We start from the raw sequence: 21,430 nt of genomic DNA, 5'->3' as shown, positions 1-21,430 counted from the left end.
AAGTCATTCAGACTTTTGTTCTTTTTTTTCTATATTACACCGGGATCTACTAGAACAACACAATATATGAAGAATCTACTTGCAACATCTGAAGCATGCAATTCCCACATTTACTATACAGCAAAAATCCATTGGATCTCCTGTGTAATTCCTTTCTTCCTTATGACAATTGGTTCTTTAGGGGTTATCTCATTTTTATTAGTAGGTTATAAATACATGATTGGTTTTATTGGTCTTTTTTCTCTTTTTCTTATTTATATTTTCATTCGAGGTTTAATCCTTTTATTGAGAAACAGAAATACCAAAATTTTTATTACCGATAGCCATTTGACATTATCTCGAGGAATATTAGGCAAAACATCTTTCGACCTCTCATTGCAAAAACTAGAAGGAATGACTTTGCAGCAAAGTTTTTTAGGAAAGTTTTTGGACTTCGGAACGCTCATTGTATCTACTGGAAGTTTAACCCATACGTACACCATTAGACATCCTCAAGAACTTAGGGATGCGATATTTATGCTAAAGAATAGTTTAGATTAATAATTATATATTTCCACACGTTGTTGAGAATTTAACTTTGTACATCCCTACATCATTAGGGTATAGCTTGACTCTCCCATCTACGAAAAAGCAGCAGCTTGATCCGCTATTTATTTTTGTCAACATTAAATGCGTTTATTAAATATCTAATAAATTCAAATGAAACCGGTTTCGCAACGTCTTTTCAAAAACCTCCTAAGGAAAAGGTGCTGAAAATGTTTTAGAAATGTTGTTGCTCCTTTTTTGGGCAAAAATGCGGTTCCGACCAAAGGAAGGAATTGCATTTTTGCCACGCTATTTTGTCTGCAAGATCATTTTGCATGCATATAAAAAGGCAAGAGGAAAATTACTTCCGATTGCTCTTTTTATGTCATATTACAATTGGATAGCAAGCAATCTCTTTAGATTTTTTGCTCTTCTTAGTCGATGTATTTTTTAAACAATGGAGTTTTAGAAAATTCATGTAAAGCTTTTATAATTTTATATCTTCCTCTCTAACGTAGGAAATTTTCATATAACATGCTCCAATATCCCCCACAATTCCGGGTCCAAAAGGAAGAGAGTGATACGACTCACTGGAAATAGGACGTTTAAAATGTGGAAGATTGGCTTTGCCATCTTCATCTTCATTCACAAACCGGAGATCTTCATCAAAAATTTCCTGTGTGAAGAAAACACCGTAATCACCTCCGTTATAACGCTCATATTGAAGATTAAAATTTTCTTTAAAAAAAATTGTTTACTTCCGTTGCCATTTCAGGCTTTTTCAGATAAATTATTGAGTAGGTTCCCATAATATTTATTTGTATTGATAAAAATTCAGTAAAAATCATTTTCCTGATGTATCACTGTACATTCCACTAAATCCTAGTTTAGCACAATAAGCAGAATGCTCTTTTTCGGTACATTCTACTTCAATCACAAAGCTTTCCTTTTATCTATAAGGATATTTAAGGAATGGTTTTGCTTTATTCATATTTTCGAGTTTTTTCTCTCTGATAGCTTCTATTTGTTTCTTATTCATATGATTTATTCTAAGGTTAAAAAACGATTTCCTATACATCGTGAGGTGTTATAATCTTTAGTGTTCACTTGGGAGTAATAGAACATTACCTTCTTTCCAAATTGTAAACTCTTTAAAGAAAAAATCTGAAAATTCAATCTCTTGGGTAACTAAGACCTTATTATTTCCATCAGTTGCTGAAAGTTTGAAACTGGTATCAATTACTCTTTCAATTTTCCAGACCTGAAATTCTTGCAGTCTAAATTTTGCTTCAAACTGATAGGAGGCGATTGCATCAAGGAACCAATAGCATTTTTCTTCATCAGCGATAGATTTTACACCATCAGTTAATAGTAAGCCCAAGAGGTACTTGTAGTAGTTTTCAGTACCGATAAAATTTTCATAGAACTCATTTGCTGAAATTTTTGGATTTTTCATAATGTAAAATTTTAAGTTGTTAACTTTCTTTTTTCGAAACGTGTCGGTTTTTTAAGTTTTGATTTTTAATTTCTTGGAAATATCAAAAAACACTTTTGCTTTTTATCTGACCGACTTGTCGTTTTTTATTGCTTTCTGACGAAATAAATCACGTTTCAGCCAAAACCGAAATGAAAGTATTGGAATGAAGGCTCCGAAATCTTTTTGTCTGTAGGATTTAGGAGTGTCTGAACAATTATTGGAGCTTGTGGAAAGAATTTTTTAGAAGCCCAAAAAGATTTTTTTGAGCAGAAATGTGATTTATATTTTTGCATACTAAAAACGCCCTGTTGATCAGACAAAAATCAAAAGGATATTTCATAAAGTTTCAAAACAAAATCACAGGAGAATTATAAACGTTTAGAAAATGAAAGATAAATTTGTAATCTATTCAAAGAAGTCAAAATCACCAGTTGATTTAATTCAATTGTAAAAAAAATCAGGTAAAAAAGATTGATTGTAATTCCAAATGTTATCATCTATCTAAACGAAAACTTAGTGATGGAAAAACTGAAATTGCTCCTGATCAGATAAAGTCGTGGCTATTACAAATAATAAAAAGGACAAATTTTCTTTCTGAATAATGTTTAAATATCAACCGTATATATGACAAAATGCCTTCCAGATTTCCTGGAAGGCACTTATATTTATATTTTCATCAAGGATACCTGACCGCTTTATCTAATTCTATAGGATTATTAAAAGCTTTCAACTTTTTTCGTTCTTTTACTTCTGCAGGTTTCAGTTCTTCTTTAGAAAGAACTGTCCCGTCATCAAGCAGAAGCTTTTTTCCTTCAGGTAAAGTCAAACTCTCATTCAAAACGTATTTAAATGGACTCGAGTAAAGATCTAACTTTAATTTATCAAGTTCTTTCTGAGTAACAGGAATTGCTCTGGACATAGAACTTTCCAATGAAAGACGCTTGTAATCTTGGGGAATTTTTTCGGTTTTGATGACTTTAAAATTATAATCTTTTTTTACATCGTAGAGTTCTATAATCAATCCTGGTAAACCATTGAATTTATGAGGGCCATAAGGAATCGGGATATCTTTTGAAAACCATGCAATCCAGATTCTTCCTCCAAACTTCGTTATGGCTTTTTGAACCTGAAAGTTATTCGAGGTTTTGATGCTGTCCGTAATAATCCACTGCTGCTTGGGTTCTTCTGCTAATTTATAAAAATTTACATCACCGATGTACTCATAACTTTGATATGAATTATTACCTTTCTTTTTAATGAGAAACGTGGTCAACCTATAATCTTTAAAACCATGGAGACCTAATGAATCATTAATAAAATACATTCTGTTATAATAAGCTATATCATCTTTTGTGATATCCAAATAGTGATTTTCTTTGGTAATATTCTTTGAAGTTGAATCCTTTTTATATCTAACTTCATAGATGAACCTGTTGTTTTGGGCAAACATCATAAATGTTCCCAGTAATATAAATAGTAGGCTTTTCATAACAAATTTGTATTTTTTATTAACTTCCGGAAAAAAATTCCAGTACATTTTCTACATTTCAAAAATAATTAGATATTTTTTTCTATTAGCTTATTTTTGTTTTCTCGACTGATAGAAATAAGGATAAGAATAAGATTTAAATGAACTATTCTATTAACCCAATAAAAGGCTTTATCAATCATTAAACCCAAAAACCCTTTTTGCCGATACAATATAAATCATTTTTTTAATGGTTCCGTTCGTAATAGAATTAATCAGAAAAAAATCTATCTAAAAATTTATAATTTTTACTAAGATAAATTCCGCAACCTCTTTTCAAAAAACATTAAAAGGGTAACTATGTACATGTTTTTTGAAATGTGGCTGCATCCGCTTTGAACTGCAAAAATGCGTTTCCAACCAAAGGAAGGAATTGCATTTTTGCCGCCTGATAAAAAATCGGGAATTTAAATGAAAATTTTAAATATAATGTTTTTGACTCCACTGGTAAACAAGTACTTAATGGAAATTCAGAATTTAATAGACATATAAAAATAAAGCATTTGGTAAAAGGAAATTATTTTATACAAATAGAAACAAAAAACGGAGAAATATTTAAAGAAAAATTGATTAAAAATTAAATCTCCTACCGACAAGCGTTTTGCAAGCACTAAAATCCCTCCTGATTAATCAGGAGGGATTTTATTATAGTAAATACACCCTGAGTGAATTTACATTTCTTACTTTTCAGCTTTTAAAAATAATAATTTATGCCTAACTGGAAATTAGTATTTTTCGAAGAATCGCCAAACTCGTTTTTTAAAACCTTAGTTAACCCGGCAACATAACGGACATTCACTCCTAAGTGTGGAGTGAATTTATATCCTAGTCCAATGCCAGCTCCGAAATTAAAGTTTTTTAAATTGTCTTTATTATTGGCCTTATAAGTGCTACCATTGATATCTCCTTTTGCCTGAGCACTTACGAGAAGACCAAATTCCGGTCCCGCTTCAAAATATAATTCAGGGGTAGCATTATATTGAAGCATTATAGGAACGTTGATATACCCCAGGTTTTGTTGCATATTCTTTATGGTGTAAGTTGCCATCTCATAATCGTCTTTTGCTTTTGCCCCCTGCTGGCTATAAACAACTTCTGGCTGAATACTGAATGACTCAGATAAAGGAACATTAACAAAAGCTCCGGCATAAAATCCGATTTTAGATTTGGAATCTCCCCCCGTAAAACTTGAAAGATTCCCTCCTGCTTTAAGTCCAAATCTTGGTCCGTCTGAAGATTGTGCAAATGTCATAGTCCCTAAAACTATGCAAATACTTAATAATTGTTTTTTCATGTGTTATGTTTTAAATATTTAATTTCTTACTTTCTTTAATTAATGTTATGAGTTTTGAATGTATCATCTATCATCTCCTCAATCATAGTATCATATACCTTTTGTTGCTCCAAATTTGCACCATGCTCGGTATCTGAATCGTACTTAGCTTGAAAAGTGCTATACTCATTAAAATTTTCATCATATAATTTTTGAAAATTATTGTTAAAATCATTTGTGCATTTAATTTTGGTATTTATTATATTTTGAAGTCTATTAGCAAATATATAAGCAATGTCAAAGTGTTTTTGTTCATGATTGAGGATATAACTAGCGGTTATATATTTTTTATTAAACCAAGATTTTTCCGGATAAAATGTAGCGGATACTTTTATTTTAATTCTACCCGTCCATATCGAAGTAGAAACAATTTTATAATCTATTTCAATATATGATTCCGCCCCCGTACTGTCGTCCTCCTCATGCATATTATTAGTAAAATCTTTGAAATCCAACTTTCGATCTGGTGACCATGTGATTGCCTGACTCAATAAAGCTTGTGAACTTAACAAAAAAATAAAAAGTAATTTATTAATCATAGTATTTTTAAAATTAAGATATATATTTTTTTAGGTAAATATTTTTCATTTTAGAAAAAGTCACCCGATTTCTCGGGTGGCTCTTTTTTAGTGTTATAAGAACTTTACGAATAATTATTTCATAAGTTTCTCCAGTTCCTTTTTTACAGAGGAAAGAAGCACAATTTCTCCTTTGCTTTCTAAATCAATAATATTTGCTTTTGTCATAAGATTACTGACAAATGGTATAATACTATTACTAAAAAGTTCATTCAGTCGCTCTTTTCTTAGCTCATCAGGAATGGGTTTATCAAACGAGAAAACATCATCAATTATTTGCTTTCCAATGCTTCCCATAGGACTTTTAATCAATTCTTTTGTTGTAGAATATGATCTATCAAAAGCTCCCTGTATGAAAATTTTTATTTTAAGCATATAGTAATCCCCATACTTTGATTTTTGCAATTCAAGTATGGCAATACATTCTGAACTTTCTTTATACCAACTGCCAAAGGCTTGTAAAAATTCATTTTCTTTAGCAATATTGCCAAATATGCTCTTAAATTCTTTACTACTCATAAATTAATTTTTTAGAAAGAGCCACCCGAATTCACGGGTAACTCTTTTTAGAATTTAAAAATCTTACAAATAATTACTTCATAAGTTTATCCAGCTCTTTTTTTACTGAGGAAAGTATGGAGATTTGACCACTTGTTTCAAGTTCTATAATACCTAATCTTGTAGATGTTTGGGTGGTAAACGGAACAATGTGGTTTTTAAATAATTCTTTTAGTTTTTCAATTCTTAAAGAATCATCTAAAGGTTTATCAAAGTCAAATATTTCTCTATATTTATCAGTTTCATTTTCATTTATATCTCCCATTGGACTTTTTATTAAGTCTTTTGTAGGAGAATAAATTCTGTCAAAAGAACCTTGAATAAAAATTTTTATATTAAGTATATAATAATCTCCAAAATTTGACTTTTGCAATTCAAGTACTGAAATACATTCTGGACTTTCTTTATACCAACCACCAAAGGCTTGTAAAAAATCATTCTCTTTAGCAACACTGCCAAATATGCTCTTAAATTCTTTACTATTCATAAATTATTTTTTATAATATACTTCTAAAATCTTTTTCCATTCCACATCTTTCAATCTAGGGTTTGCTTTGATTGCTGCCGGAGACTGCAGTTCTTCTAAATACATCTGTAATTGTTTATTTCCTGCTTCAATCGCTTTAGGATTAAAAGGTTTTAGCTCATAAATTTTTCCGTTCTCCATATCAAGATAGTCAATTCGTTTTCCGCTGGGTAATCTATATTCCTTTCCAATTTTTCCGAAATTGTAAGTTTTATGTACATCTCTTCCCAATTTCAAACTGGATCTCATATATTCTCCTTTGTATGTGGTAGGAACTTCTGACTTATAAATTGGTACTGGTACTTCATCTACGATCTGGTAGCCAATAATTTCATCGGCAACTCCTCTCTCTACATCTCCAATTATTAAAGTTGTAGTCTTGGGTACAAGGTGAGTCGCTCCTACCGTTGTAGTTTTCGGAGTATTGTTCAAAGTCCATGCACTTCTACCTTCAGCAATAGGAGCATCTTTAAGAATAGTTCCCTGTGGAGTACCTATTTTAGCTGCCTGTGCATTTTTTATCATCTGGCCTATAGTTCCGGATACACCTCCTAAAACACCTCCAACAGCTGCACCAGATAAGCCACCCATTAGGGTTCCTTCTATTACATCCTCACCAAACATTACTGAGGTTGCGAATCCACTAATAGCACCCGCAACTGCTCCTCCTGAAGCTCCAGAAATAGCACCACCCAAAAGACCTCCAGTTATTCCATACACTGATACTGCACTAAGAGCAGCAGTTCCAACGGAAAAGCCCACTGCTCCGGTAAACGCCCCCACAGCAGCTCCCATTGCAATTTTCCCCCATGTAGCTCCCCAATTCCAGCTGAAAGGGTTATATGAGCCATTAGCTTTTACTCCTGTGAAGTAACCGCCAAAGACTCCTCCTGCTATTGCCGCTACAGCAATCCACGCAATCTCTCCATTGGGATCATTATATAACAGTGGATTGTTCGCCACATATCCATATCTGTTATAGAATTGAGTATTGAAGGGATCCTGGATATTTTCATCTGCATTTAGGAACCTTCTTAGAAGCGGATCATAAAGCCTTCCGTTCATGTGGATGATTCCCACTTCAAAATAGTGCTCTTGTCCGGTATATCCTCTGTCTATCAATAACCCTCCGGAAAAATTTATAAGGACATCAATACTGGCTTTGCCAATAGCCAGTTTACTTTTTCCAATGCGAAGATGAGTTAAATTACCCCATGCATCAAAATGCCTTTGTTCAAGCATATTTCCCGCTTGATCACTAATGGCCATAATACTGCCGAGATAATCTTTGTGCAGGAATTTAAAAGAACCACTACTCTCATCAAAGTTTTTCAAAAATACAATATTACTATCATATGGAGTACCCTCAATATAAATGGTATGTTTTTCCTTTCCATTAATATTGTTCTTTACTACTTCAAAGCTTCCTTCTTCACTGTAGAGTTTGGTGAATTCCCCGTCATTTTCGGGAGAAAACTGGCCTTTGTAGGTAGCTCTTTGTCTCATCCCGGTTAATCCGTACTGAAATGCTACTGAACCTTTTTCCCCTACAATGTATACCGGGTCATTATTTTCATTATAAAGAACAGTCTGTACCAGATCCTGATCATAATTTTGCATCCCCTCATTATTCAGGGTCATTCCAGTAGCTTGGTAGATTCTGTCAGCATTTTCAAACTTAATGATTCCCACCTGGTCATTTTTCAGTATCCTGCCTTTAGCATCATAAATATTTCTGTTGGTAGCCGGCTTAATTCCCAGTACGGGATCTGTCCAGTTAATCAGACGGTTGTTCTCATCATAATCAAAATATTCTGTTTCAAAAGGCAATACTGATTTTCTGCTTTTAAGCTCGTTTTTGATGGCATCAAATTCGTAAGTGGCCTTAAAGATGTCTGGTTTTATGGGCGAGGAATGATTAACATTGGTCAAAAATCCGTAATTATCATATTCGTTTTGGATGACAGCTGCGCCCAATTGAGCTCTTAGCAATAGCCCCTTTGCATTGGTATCTTTCAGTTCCCATAAAACTTTACCTGAACTCTTATCCTTAACCATATACAGTTCTCCATTCCATGGATTGTAAAGATTTTCGACAGAAACATTAGTGGTTCCTACGGAAGTCTGTATTTCTTTTTCATAAGAGCTGATCCTTCCTTCGCTGTCATAAACTACATTTTTATGCGAAAAATAGGCTTCAGGAGTATCCTGGAAAGAAGAGATGTTTCTTCCCTGAGGGTCATAGTTTATGGTATAGGTATATTTCTTGCCATTGGAGGTTCCTGTTCTTTCAATAAGTCTACCCTTATCATTATAGCTGTATTTTATTTCCTTATCTGTTTCGTTTCCGGTAGTAGACTTTTCATTCTGAATAATAAGCTGCCCAAGGTTATTGTACCCATATCGTTTTTCACCCTTGGGGCTGATTACTCTTGACAGAGCTCCCATATACCCAAGGTACTGATATTCATATACTCCGGTAGAAGGATCGTCTACACGTATTTTATTTCCCCAGTCATCATATCTGGTGGTTACAATATGCTCTTCATATTTGGCCTGTATCTGCTGACCTGAGGCATTGTAAGTAAATTGTACGGTACCTCCCTTGTCAGTAGATGATACTACATTTCCTAAAGCATCCAGGGTCTGGGAAGTTGTTCTTCCGTAATCCAGCGGGCTGGTTTCTTTTACTGTTGTGGTCAGTCCTGATATAATGGTTTCTGTCTGCTTTCCGGTAAATGCTGTGGCTTTTACCTTCGCCGGGAATACGGTATCATCATAAACAATGATATTCCATTGACTAGCTCCCTGCCCATCAAAATAAGGTTCAGATTCCTTGACCTTTCTTCCAAGGACATCAAACTGGACATCTTTAGAAACATATTGTCCCTGTGCAAACGCTTTGGAAGATATTTTATATTCCTCTCCCAGTTTGTTGGTAAAAACTTTTGAAACATCACCATCAGGATCATTACGGGTAATAGTTTCATTGTATTGACTGTCCTTAGCGTACTGATAAGTTGTAGTTCCAGTTAAGCTGGAAGCAGAACTCTGGAGTTTACCCCATACATCATATATATTAGTAAGGATATTACCATTCGGGTCTGTTTGAGTTAGAATCTGTCCCAGATTGTTGTAAGTAAACCCTGTTTCCAGTCCAAGATTATCTGTTTTTTTAACGATAAACCTTCCAGTTGGATCATACTCATCTTTCTGATTTTTTGAATTTCCGTCTATGCCCGAAATAGTTTTTTTTGCCGTGATATTCCCAAACCCGTCATAAGAGTATTCTTCATTTAAAGCTTGCGTAGCATCATTTCCGGGGAAAAACTGGGTGTTTTTTAAAAGATTGTTCTCATAGGTGTAGGTGGTGAAGGTATTCTGTACATCACCGTAAGCTTCTATTTTTTCTACCTTGCTTGTCGGTCTTCCAACATAATAATTCGTTCCTGTTCCTGCAATATTATGAGTGTAGTCGAACTCAGTGGTAGATACACCATAACCGTAATTGGTATTAATTTCTATTTTAGAAGGCAGATAATAGTTTCCGTAGCTCGTTACCTTCTGAATAAATGTTCCGGTTAAAAAATCTTTTGTTTTGGTAAACTTAGGAACAATAGCGGTAACAATTTTGGACTGACTCCCTGCAGGAATGGAGGTAATTACCTGACCATTCAAAAGCTTATCTGCTTTATAATCCACAGATTCAAAACTCAGAAGCTGGCTATTGTTCTCTGAGATATCTGCCGGGAAAATAGTATTTTCATTATTGGTTCTGATACTCCATTCTTTTACAGGTGCTCCATCCAAAGCGGGATCTATTTGTGAACCTGACCATATCTTGGTATTTTCAAAACCATCGGCGTACCATGATGAACGGGCGATCTGATGAAACCCTAATAAATTTTTACCCTTCAAATTTCCTACAAGCCCTCTATAGCGGAAATCCTGCTTTTTGCCTTCTTCCATAAGCTGAGATACAGCGTAAGCCTGATCCACCCTTGTCATGGCATAGTAAGGATAAATTTCATTCTTTTCCTTCTTATAGAAATCAGGAATAGCGGCATTGCTAGGAACTAACTCTATGTACTTTACAGAAGTTGTAACACCTCCCTGCGTAATGGAAGCCATTCTTGCCAATTCAGAAACAGGAGTAGGACCTTTTATTTTTTTCAGGAACTGTTTCCAGTATAAAAAGACATTGTAATAATTATTTCCTGATTTTATAGAATTGGTAATCGGAGTAAAGAGAGTAAGGTCATACAGATCCTGCGTGCTGTAAGTCGGGCTTTGAAATAACCAGTTGGGAGTAAAGTTCGGTGTTCCAATAACATCTGATCCATTAGCCATCTTAGCACTTACAACATAACCGAAATCTCTTGAGCCACCTGCATTGAACATATTGATCTGGTTATAGGAGAATACCTGAACAATATCAGATTTCCCATCTTTGTTCATATCCGTAACCGAAAAGAAATATTGTTTGGCAAATTTGGCGTAATTAGCAGTCATTTCTTTCTGGAACTTCCTATAGGTAAAAAATTCCTTTTTTAGAAAAGGAACAAAACCTTTATCGGTTCCCATGTAAAATCTCCAGTCATCAGGTTTTCCTATAGCATTATCAGTAATAGGAATTGCAAAATCTAGTTTTCCGTCACCATTATAATCCCCGTATAGTACAGGAAATTCAGCATCCTTAGATTCCAGCAGGCTTCCCGAAAACCTTATTTTCTGCAGGTATGAATCGGCATTGTATTTTACAAATTCAAAAACAGTATACTGTGAATCAGCAACACTGATAACTTCTACTTTTCCGTCTCCGTCTATATCTGTATATTTGCGATCCTTATAGCCACTTTCATTGATTCCATAATCAAGCAGCAGTCCTATTAAAGGTGTAGCTGAACTTTTAAGGTCTACAATAGCTTTTGAATTGAATCCTGGCAGACCTCCATCATCAAGAAAGGCATCAGGTATTCCGTCTCCATTATAATCACCTACTTCAAGGATTAAATTATCACCTAATCCGTTAAAAAAAGTGTTACCCAAACTTTTATCGAATACTTTTACAAAATCATTGTTTCTGAAGATATACCCATAAATTCTGCTATCTTTATATTCTACAATTCCATTCCCATTGTAAACCTGTCCGGTTTCGTCCAATAATGTGCTGACTACTTTAGCGTTACCTGCAAATGTTTTACCCGTAGAAACGGTAGAAAAAGTTTCATTAAAAGCACCAAGCTTTACAGTACCGTTATTCATCAGGAAGTCCAGATAAGAGTCTCCGTTAAAATCTCCGACCAATTTCACATCATTAAAGGGCTCCGGCTCTGCTGTATATTCTGCATAAGAAGAATTGACCATAGCCGGATAAGTAAAGGTAACAGGGTTGGCAGCCTCGTTATTGGCATTGTATTCTGTAATTTTCCCTGCAAACTGGTAATTGGTTCCATTACCTGTATACTCTATACTGTATCGCTTAAACTGATTATTATAAGTAAGTACCTTTACCTCAGAAAGAATTTTACTTTTGTAAAATTTGTATCCCTGAATGTAAGATTCTTCTTTTAAATCTCTATCATTGTATGTAAACTGTATGGTGTTCATGTAAGGAGTATTCACATTCTCATTACCACCCCAGCTAATGCTGCTTATCATCGCAACACCGTTTCCCTGGATATAGCTGTAAGAAATGTAGTTGCCCTGCGGATCTTTCCATTCATCTATATAATAGTCGGTGGAAGTTTTGGCAACTGGATTACGGCCATACCATGCCTGGGAACCATCCTCGAAAGTCACTTCCCAATATTCCGGACCATACCATCCGGCGGCGGCTCCTATAGACTTAAATTTTGTATTGGAATATTTCTCGGTTACATATTCTGCACCGTCTTTGCCATATTCTCCTGACTTTAGCACCAATCTTTTACCATTAAAACTATAGTAATCGGAGAAGTCCATCTGCACTCCTTTTACCTCTCCGGTATTTTCAATAGTTTTGCCAGTTCTGGTGATGGCTGTAATTCCAGAAATACTCCACCCATATCCCGCAATACCGTTGCCGGATTCACTGTTGTACACCAAACCTACCTGTGGTGATACTGTTTTAACCCCAGGAGGAACATCTATGGGCAAAGAAAACTGAAGCTGCCCAACTCTGTTGACTTCAATATTTCCTTTAGTATCATGGAAGTTCTGAGCAAGCGAGAATATTGAAAAGAAAGATAATACGAGCGATGAAAATATTTGTATTTTCTTGTGATTGTACTTTTTCATAGCAGTGTTATCTTTTAGTGATGTTTTTACTGAAAACTCTTCCATCTTTCAGCGTAAAGCGAAGAATATATACTCCCCAATCATAACCAGTCATGTTAATTTTTAACTGCATGTTAAGTCCGGGAATATTCTTCTGCTGGAATTTCCAATGTGCCGTGCTATGCTGATAAAGAGAAACAGACTCTATTAGTTTGTCCGTTTCCTCTGTCCAGTCAATGGTTAAAAGATCATTAACCGGAACCGGGTAGAGCCTTAACTGTTTCCAGAAACTCTTTTCATCCATCACCTGTGCAGTTGCCACAGAAGCTGTTCTAAGTTGTTTTGAAGATTTTCCGGCAAGGTCTTCGGGACCACGATATTTTTGATTGCCGGCTTCATCGTATTTGAAATAGACTTCGGTTTGGGAATATCCCAAAAATCCGATCATTAAACAAATTAGAGGAAGAATTTTCCTATTTAGTAAGTTTTTTCTGGTCGACTTGCCTAGAGCAGTATATCTAAAAGATGTACCTAAATAATTTTTTTTCATTGTATTTGGTTTTAAAGTTAAAAGTTGATTGGGTTATCCTGATAAATGGGATTTCCCGCAATATTTAACGGTCGTTCGTGCGATAGGAATTTGTTATCCTGATAGATACAATGTTTTCATACATTTTGTTTTTAGGGTGTAACAATATAACCCAACAGAAATCAGGGTATTAAAATAGATAGTCTGGGAGACCATAGGCTTTAAGCCCTACACAAAAGAAATAAGGAAAATCCTTATATTGTGTATGCAAGAAATTAAGCTAGGGAACGTAATTTCTTTATTCTCATTTGCTGCCTTACAATAATTTTACTTTTCAGTTTTTATCAAGTTTTATAGTCCTGAATTCATCTTCAATAGGTTACTGCCATCTTATGTGTAATAGGATGTTGACGATGGCGCCGGAGCACTTGCTTTTACATTAGAAACATCACTCTTATAATATATCCCCAATAGTGCCCCGCCATCCATCGTATGGATGAGATTTTCAACTTCATCCGATACACAAACAACTACCTATGAAAATTTCTGATTACTATTATTTATTGTATTGTTTTTTAAAATATTTTTCTCAAATTTCAATCCCTTGTTGTATATTTTTAACCAAAAGAAAAGCTAAACTTTATTTGTTTTCTTTGTGAAGTCTGCTGTTTATTGCTCGGAATTGAGATTTCTGTGATCAATCAAATACTGATTTTTCATTTTATTGGTAATCTGACTTAGAAAATGCTGGGTAGATGGCTGGATGTCTTTATTTCGTTCAGTTTTTTTCCTGAGCGAATACGCCAAGAAACGTGCATATAATAAATGCACAGAAATAGATTTTTCTCATGTTTATGTTTTTTCGGTGTGAAATTATAAATGATAAATAATTCATAATGGGGAAATCCCATATTTATCATGTGACTTTTACGGTAGATTTATCTTAACCTTGCAGAATGTATTCTTCATTTGTTTTATATTAAATTATACTATATCTATGAACCAATATAAAAGCGAAAGGTGCGGAACTAAATCAATCTGCTACAGAGGTACTGCGAAGAACCTAATACCCAGAAAGACTTAGCCCGCACCCGTATGAAGTACGGGCGTAAGTCTATCACTTTGGGCATTAAAGAAGATTCGCAGTTTTCTGTAGCCAAATGATAGCTTACGCTTTTGTATCGTTAAAAATTATAAAGCAAAGCTAGTGCTTTTTTTTCATAATAAAAAAGTAACCGTTTTACGGATATCCGTAATTAGATTCTATATTTTCTGTTTAGCTTAGCTGATTGGTGAGATAACAATGTTTTTAAATAGTTTACTACTTGTGAATAAATTATGTATCCCCCATGTTGTATCATCTATGTGAAGGAAAATAGACTATTAGTATTATGGAGTTGGGAGTAAGATTGATGTTTTGCTATTCAATTTTTAAGACATCAAATACTGGCATACTAGCTCCCGTCGTATAAATGAGCATTATATCTTCTCAGTCTGAAACAGAACTTACTGAAGAGTTAAATTAGTAATAAATTGTTCTACCTTTTAGCCTCAGAATGTTGCTCTTTTCCATTTTTTTAACAGTTCTAATCACCGTTTCGATTCTTAAACCTGTTAGATTTGCGAGTTGCTGCCTCGTTAATGGAACTTCAAATGTGTATGGGTCTTTTTTATCAGAGTTAAAACTTTTGAGATAATTAAGTATATTTTCAATTTTAAGCATAGGATTTGAAGAAGATAAGTTAAAAAGCATTGTATATTTATAGAACAATCTTTCTGCAAGACATTCAACGATACTTATTGAAATTTCAGGGTTTTGCTGTACTAATTTAAGAAAGCTCTCTTTTGGAAGTTTAAGAATCATGGACGGACCTTTAACAACAGCATTCATTGGATAAAGTTGATCAGTAAATAATAAGGATTCGCCAAAACTCTGTCCATCCCTCAGAATGTTATGTGTAAATTCACTGCCATTTTCATGATAATTGTTAAGTTCTACAGTTCCATATATTATTTGAAAATAATATTGAGGTTTGTCACTTTCACTGAAAATAGTGTCATTATTACTATACTCTTCAAATGTGGCACCATTTGCTAATAGTATTTCTTCTTTGATTATCATATCCATTTTTTTTTTAATAGATTGATCATCTTAGTAAATTGGTGCTTTTTAGTATGCAATTTTTATACCTTTAAGGCTTAAGGGAATTATGTTTAACAATCTCTAAACATAATGCCTCGTTTGAGAAAATACAGATGAATAATAGTCGTATTGTCAGCCTTTATCATTTTGAAAGAATTTAGTCAAGTATAGATAAAAAAAATAGTTAATGTAAATTCAGGCAGCGACATCATACTAAAATGTAAAAGGCGATTTGGGGATATTGTGTCAATTACAAAAGAAAATGATAATTTACAATTCAAGATGATAAAATAACAATAGATGAAAATTACTTTAGTAATTTTCAAAAGTTATTACTTACTGCATTTTTTAATCTGTGGAATTTGTCAATAGTAAAAGAGAATGGAAAGCTCTATTTGATGATAAAAAATGGAAAGCCCACATTTTATGTTTGGTATTTAAATTTAATTATTAGAGAAGTATAAGTCATTTATAATATAAAAATTATTATCTAATGGTTCTCTATCATATTCATTTATATCATATCCAGAACCAACTCGCCATATATCTATTTCAGGATATTTTGCGGCCATTATCATTGACACTAAAGCAAATGGCTTAGGGCCTAAAGGTGCTATAATTATACTATAATCTTTTTTTAATGTCTGATATAAACCGTTCAAAGATCTTTCTAAATTAAGCAAATCTCCAAAAGCATATGTGGTTATTTGGTTTTTTCTTTCACTGATTATAGTTTTGTTGTTTTCTTCTATTTTTTTTGAAAACATTGAATCCAATGAGGGTTTAGTATAAAATATATGACAGAATTTAGGATCTAAATGTTCTATTATACCCTCTGCCTTATTTTGCTCATATCCTAAGCAGACAATTAATGCTTTAGGCTTATCAGTTGGAATTACATATTTTCCAGGTAATGGTGCTATATCAGAATTGGGTTTAGGTGTAAGAGGCTCTGAATATTTAGAAGGTGTATAGGAAAATAGCACACGGATATTTTTTTGTTTAAGATTTTTCTTTGACAAGTACAGTATAATAGAATAATACCATGATTTAGTCATACAAGAATAATCTACAAGTAAAGTAAAATTTTCCTTATTATGGTTAGTGAAAATATTATCGAGAAGATAATAAATTTGATTACAATCTTTGATAGTTTGTAATTCAAAATTATTTGATATTGGTTTAAAATCGTCTTTGAAACGAAACATTATTGTTTTTTTTATTTCATTTTTATCTTTTACCTTATCAAATAAAGTTAACATCCTCTTTTCGTGGTTTCCAGCTAAGATTAAAAGATCTATTGATATTCCATTAATGTTATCTATATCAACTTGTTTTCCATATTTTATTTCCATATTAATCAAATAGAGTTTTTTGGTTAACTTGCTTAATACCCCTCAAGCATTCTGAAAGTTTAACACTAGGGTAGCTTCTAAGTGGAAGGTTGTATAAAAGACTCAGTAAATAAGCAAGCTTAAATTTCTTTCCACGAATTCTAAAATCAAAATTATCATCTTTTGAATCTACCAAAATTATTGCACCTTGGGAGATAGCTTTTTCTAAAAGAAAAATAATATCATCTGTTAAAAGTATTTCTTTGCTATCAACTTCAAATGTACCTTTAGGATCCATTGAAAATCTTTCACCTAATACTTGGTCTTTAAAATATAAACCTACTTTTTCCATAATATCAATTAAGGAATATGAGGTGTTATTACCAATAGGTATATTAGCAATAACATTTTTAAATCTTAGAGCAGCACTATGAAGTTCATCAAATTGCAAATTTTTTTCAGCGCCACTTTCTGACGATTTTAATAGTATTGAAGTTATAATACCAATTAACCATCTTGGATTTCCATCACAAATTTTTGATAAAACCTCAAGTCCAAAAAATAATTCGTTTCCCTTTTTTCTACTTCGATAGGTTACTTTATTGTTATTTTTGCTGATCTCATCGATGTAAAAATCTCTAAAATATACGATGGGTTTAATTTTTCGGAATATAGTGTCTTTAAGTTTTTTATCGTTTATTACAGGATTGTTGGGATCGATATTTCTGTCCTTTAAAAAATCATTGAAGGAAGGATCTTTTTTAGCTAATTCAATAATCTTTTTGAAAAATGAGGACCCCTTAGTATATAAGTTTGAACTATTATAAACTTCGTTTGATCCAAAGAAGTCTATGCCTTTCTTACCGGGAAATTTTTTTCTCAAAAGAGAAGTAATTATCTGGCTTGAAAAAGTCTCATTATCACCTGAATTCCACATTTTAATAATTTGCATATCATTTCCAGATGTAGCCGGATACTCAGATTGCAATAACTTTTCTAATTCTAGGGATAGTATTGGACTTGCACTTAATTTGTATAATAAAAATTGTTTTCTACTTCGCAGAGATCGAAACAGCTTCTGCTGTAACCATAGTGGGGCAAATTCTAACTCATCAAAGCATAGTGCCCATTTTTTTCCATCGTTTAGATTATAAATTCTTTCAAAAATTGGAATAATTGCTTCGACAGAAGTCTCAAAATTTAAATTGAAATATGATGGATGTGGAATAATATCCCCCTTTTTATAATTAAAAATTACTTGCTGGACTAGCTGATTAACTTCATCTACCCTTTTATTTAAAGCTTCTTTTATATAAACAAGCTTTGGTATAACCTGAGTTAACTTCCAAGCCTCTATTAAAGCTTTGCAAAGTTCAATTTCTTTTGATTCATCATTAAGTTCATACTCATCAATGATATAGGAAAATGTATCACAGAGAGAGGTAAATACATTACTATTCACTGAAAAATATGAAATAATCTGATCAAAATTTTCGAATTTTTCTAACTGAGAACTGTAGGTGTGATTTTTAACATCCCAATATATATCTGTTGAAATATATATAGCATAAAATGGAATGCTTTTTCTAATCTTACTAGCTCGTTTATCTCTCCATGAATTTAAGGCAGGAATTGTAAGCATTTTCATTAAGGTTGTTTTACCGCAACCTCTCGCTCCTAATATCACAGAGTGTCCGTTTTGTATTAATTTTTCAAAATTTGCAGACCATATGAAAGAAGCACCTACTTCATTTGGATTTAAATGCCTTGCATTATAAGCAGGATATATGTCATCTATTCTCATGAGTATAATTTTGCTAGATTATATACTTGGGTTGGCTTAGCTCTTAAACTTTTATCCATATGAATTTGTTTGTCAGACAATAATTTTTCAAGATTTTTTCCTTCGTCTGGTAATAAATGTATTAAGTCAGGAACCTGCTTTACTAGATCATTCCATGTCATTTTTCCTTCGCTTTTCATTATATTATCTATACTTTCTGCAAGGTCTTCAATATTTTTTTCACATCCAAATCCTGCGTATGATGGAAATCCACTTTCATCGTCTGGCTGTCCCCAGCCTGAATTTGGAAAGAAGGTCCAAGAATCAATTTCTCCTTTACAAATTTTATCTTTTTGTAGTGTAATTAAATGAAATGAATTTCTAACACTTGTAAACATTAGATTACTATGAGAAGAAAAACTACCAGAAGCAAATATTGGCAATCTATGACCGTGTAAAGTGGTATTATGATATCTAATTAATGGGTGATGTTTATGACCATGAATGAACAAATCAAATTTATATTTACCTAATACATTTAATAGTGAATCAGCGTTTTTAATTTTGTCTTCTTCACCAAGATTTAATATGGAATGATCAATTGGGTGATGGTGACTCATAGCAATCTTTATTTTGTCATCATCATTTGAAGAAAGGTGTTTTTCAATGTATTCAATCATAGCATCACCAACTTTTCCACTTTTAGAGGATTCTTTATTATAATGAAAATGAGTACTATTAATTAAAAGTATTCTATAAATATCACGCTCTATAATGACACAACCTTTGGACCAAAAAATGTCTTGTGCTGTTTCATCTTCAATAGGAAATCCTCTTTTTATTCCTTTTGCTACATCTAATGTATAATTTGAATTTTGGGCATATACGTCTACATCATGATTCCCAACAGTAGCAATTATTTCTTTAGAGTTTAATGCTCTGTGAATTTCTAATGAGAAACCCCACCCGGAAATAAAACCTTGTTGATTTGCCTTGTCGGTAAAATCACCAGGGCACAATGTTAAATCAACTTTATCTATTTTATTATTATTTATTTTTTCCAATAGATCATCTACAGGATGATCATTAGAGGGTACTCTAAGCTTGTCTGTTAATAAATAAGATTCATCATTACCTTCACCTGTTTTTCTTTTTGGATGGCAATGTAGATCACTGATAATTGCTAATTTAAGTACACGTTTCTCCATACTTCAAAAATTGTAAATGATAAGTTCGTTATATATACCTCTTGTTTTTGATCTTCCTCCCACTATACTCGGCCGTGAAAGAACTGTAATATTTGCTATGCCATTATAAAGATCCTCAATTGAATGATGGCTAGCATTTGTAAGTATAAAAAACGCTTCTCTACTGATTATTTGTTCAATTATTTGTTTCAATCTCTCCTGATCATCCCAGGAGAAAAGTTTTTGGTTATATTCAATAAACCCGTTATTTTCATGTGCTACAGTATAAGGGGGATCAAGAAAAACTAAATCGCCTTTTTTAACAGATAGCAAAGCTTCTTCAAATGATTGTGTAGAAAATTTAATTCCTTGTAATAGTTTGCTAACATTCCTAAGTAAATCTTCAGTAACAAAATCTACATTAGGTCTGTGTCCATAAGGAACGTTATAGATTCCATTAGCATTAACTCGGTAAATTCCGTTAAAAGAAGTACGATTCAAATATATAAATTTGGCCGCTTTTTTTGAATTTATTCTAGGGTTATAATTCCTTATTTTATAATAATCATCTTTACTATTTTTAAATTTCTTTAAACAATTAATTACATCTTCAGGACCGTCCCTAAGTTGTTCGTAAACGTTTATTAATTCCTTATTAGTGTCGGATAGATAAAATTCTTTTTGGTCTGTAACTAAAAATTGTTTTATGAAGAAAAATACAGATCCACCCCCTAGGAAGGGTTCGTGATAATTATTAAACTTATGAGGTAAAAATTTCTGAATGTGATCTTTGACAAACCATCGTTTTGATCCTGTCCATCTTAGAAAATTTGATATCTGTATTTTTTTTTCTTTAGTCATGTATGTAGAAGGTATCCTTTTATTTTGTTTTAAATTTATTATTTACAATAGGATTATATTTAATTTTGTTTCTCAACACGATAAAATGTTGCTTTGCTTATTCCTGCCTGTCTACAAGCCTTATCAATTGAAATTTTTTTATTATCGTACAGATGTTTTGCATATTGATATTTTTCGATACTTGATTTGCTAGAGCCTTTTGGCCTACCTAAAAGTTTTTTTCTTTTTCTTGCTCCTTCCAATCCAGATTTAGTCCTTTCACTAATTAGATTTCTTTCAAATTCTGCAACTGCACCAAAAATCTGTATAATAAATTTTCCATTTGCTGATGTTGTGTCAAATGCAGGTTCAGTGATACTTTTAAAAAGAATTCCTTTTTCATTGAACTTTTCTATTAAGTCAATCATATTCTTAAGAGACCTAAAAATACGGTCTGTCTTGTACACTAATATTATATCATCTTTTCGTAGATAAGAAAGCATCTCATTCAGCCCGGTTCTATCTTCACGCACCCCACTGGCAATATCTGTGAAAATTTTCTCACATCCTTTTTCTCTCAAAATTTCAACTTGCGTAGAGATATTTTGATCAGAGGTAGAAACTCTAGCATATCCAACAATCATAATTTTAGTTTAAAAAAAGGTTTATTTGCAAAACTATTAAATAAAACGGAAAATGAGACTGTTATTAAACAAAAAAATATAATTGTTTAAATTTTCATAAAACGAACCTTTTAAAACAAGGCATTCAACAGTTTTCAATTATATGATCAGTGAACTATTTTGCTTAATATTTACTGTATAGAGAAAA

The 21,430-nt window shown here is 32.8% G+C and carries 16 protein-coding genes; 2 read left to right on the top strand and 14 right to left on the bottom strand.

The genetic code is table 11. The annotated features are described in order from the left end of the window. Positions 1-66: 66 nt before the first annotated feature. Entirely contained in the window at positions 67-540 is a 474-nt protein-coding gene (locus BLW74_RS05305) for a PH domain-containing protein (protein WP_089690380.1), read from the top strand. Positions 541-1,621: 1,081 nt separating this feature from the next. Here the strand turns inward: BLW74_RS05305 and BLW74_RS05295 are convergent. Both BLW74_RS05295 and BLW74_RS05290 read right to left on the bottom strand, forming a co-directional pair. Continuing rightward, complete coding sequence (locus BLW74_RS05295) at positions 1,622-1,981, bottom strand: DUF6876 family protein (protein WP_089690379.1); 360 nt, start codon at positions 1,979-1,981, stop codon at positions 1,622-1,624. Positions 1,982-2,678: 697 nt separating this feature from the next. Continuing rightward, the gene (locus BLW74_RS05290; RefSeq protein ID WP_167358374.1) at positions 2,679-3,491 is read right to left on the bottom strand and encodes a GLPGLI family protein; all 813 of its coding nucleotides are present in this window, start codon (positions 3,489-3,491) and stop codon (positions 2,679-2,681) included. Between the two features lie 437 nt (positions 3,492-3,928). Between BLW74_RS05290 and BLW74_RS22850 the strand changes: the two genes are divergently transcribed. Next, positions 3,929-4,111, top strand: a complete 183-nt coding sequence (locus tag BLW74_RS22850) for a T9SS type A sorting domain-containing protein (protein WP_089690698.1) — start codon at positions 3,929-3,931, stop codon at positions 4,109-4,111. 113 nt (positions 4,112-4,224) lie between these two features. On the opposite strand, the gene BLW74_RS05280 is transcribed toward BLW74_RS22850, so the two are convergent. The 12 genes from BLW74_RS05280 to BLW74_RS05225 all read right to left on the bottom strand — a co-directional run bounded on the left by BLW74_RS05280 (position 4,225) and on the right by BLW74_RS05225 (position 21,243). Beyond that, positions 4,225-4,824, bottom strand: coding sequence for a porin family protein (locus tag BLW74_RS05280; RefSeq protein WP_089690377.1), 600 nt, complete (start codon positions 4,822-4,824; stop codon positions 4,225-4,227). Positions 4,825-4,859: 35 nt separating this feature from the next. Continuing rightward, positions 4,860-5,402: a DUF922 domain-containing protein gene (locus BLW74_RS05275; RefSeq protein ID WP_089690376.1), complete on the bottom strand. Its 543-nt coding sequence runs from the start codon at positions 5,400-5,402 to the stop codon at positions 4,860-4,862. A gap of 114 nt (positions 5,403-5,516) precedes the next feature. Then, positions 5,517-5,960, bottom strand: a complete 444-nt coding sequence (locus tag BLW74_RS05270) for a DUF4304 domain-containing protein (RefSeq protein ID WP_089690375.1) — start codon at positions 5,958-5,960, stop codon at positions 5,517-5,519. A 73-nt stretch (positions 5,961-6,033) separates the two neighbouring features. Then, positions 6,034-6,486, bottom strand: a complete 453-nt coding sequence (locus BLW74_RS05265; RefSeq protein ID WP_089690374.1) for a DUF4304 domain-containing protein — start codon at positions 6,484-6,486, stop codon at positions 6,034-6,036. 3 nt (positions 6,487-6,489) lie between these two features. Continuing rightward, entirely contained in the window at positions 6,490-12,804 is a 6,315-nt protein-coding gene (locus BLW74_RS22625; RefSeq protein WP_228424779.1) for an RHS repeat-associated core domain-containing protein, read from the bottom strand. Positions 12,805-12,811: 7 nt separating this feature from the next. Next, positions 12,812-13,231 carry a hypothetical protein gene (locus BLW74_RS05255; RefSeq protein ID WP_089690372.1) on the bottom strand — a complete coding sequence of 140 codons (420 nt, stop codon included), beginning with the start codon at positions 13,229-13,231 and terminating at the stop codon, positions 12,812-12,814. 1,603 nt (positions 13,232-14,834) lie between these two features. Then, entirely contained in the window at positions 14,835-15,434 is a 600-nt protein-coding gene (locus BLW74_RS05250; protein ID WP_089690696.1) for a Crp/Fnr family transcriptional regulator, read from the bottom strand. A 464-nt stretch (positions 15,435-15,898) separates the two neighbouring features. Next, positions 15,899-16,810: a hypothetical protein gene (locus BLW74_RS05245; RefSeq protein ID WP_089690371.1), complete on the bottom strand. Its 912-nt coding sequence runs from the start codon at positions 16,808-16,810 to the stop codon at positions 15,899-15,901. Position 16,811: 1 nt separating this feature from the next. Further along, on the bottom strand, positions 16,812-18,593 hold the full coding sequence (locus BLW74_RS05240; protein ID WP_089690370.1) for an ORC-CDC6 family AAA ATPase: 1,782 nt from the start codon (positions 18,591-18,593) through the stop codon (positions 16,812-16,814). Then, a complete protein-coding gene (locus BLW74_RS05235) occupies positions 18,590-19,780 on the bottom strand; it encodes a metallophosphoesterase family protein (RefSeq protein ID WP_089690369.1) in 1,191 nt (396 codons plus the stop codon). The genes BLW74_RS05240 and BLW74_RS05235 overlap by 4 nt, the downstream gene beginning before the upstream one ends. A 3-nt stretch (positions 19,781-19,783) precedes the next feature. Further along, entirely contained in the window at positions 19,784-20,620 is an 837-nt protein-coding gene (locus tag BLW74_RS05230) for a DNA adenine methylase (RefSeq protein WP_089690368.1), read from the bottom strand. A 59-nt stretch (positions 20,621-20,679) separates the two neighbouring features. Further along, complete coding sequence (locus tag BLW74_RS05225; protein WP_089690367.1) at positions 20,680-21,243, bottom strand: recombinase family protein; 564 nt, start codon at positions 21,241-21,243, stop codon at positions 20,680-20,682. Between the last annotated feature and the right edge of the window lie 187 nt (positions 21,244-21,430).

The sequence above is a fragment of the Chryseobacterium culicis genome (assembly GCF_900108365.1).
Classification (GTDB): Bacteria; Bacteroidota; Bacteroidia; order Flavobacteriales; family Weeksellaceae; genus Chryseobacterium; species Chryseobacterium culicis.
The sequence above is the reverse complement of the archived record's forward strand: the minus strand, read 5'-3'. Positions and strand labels throughout refer to the sequence as shown.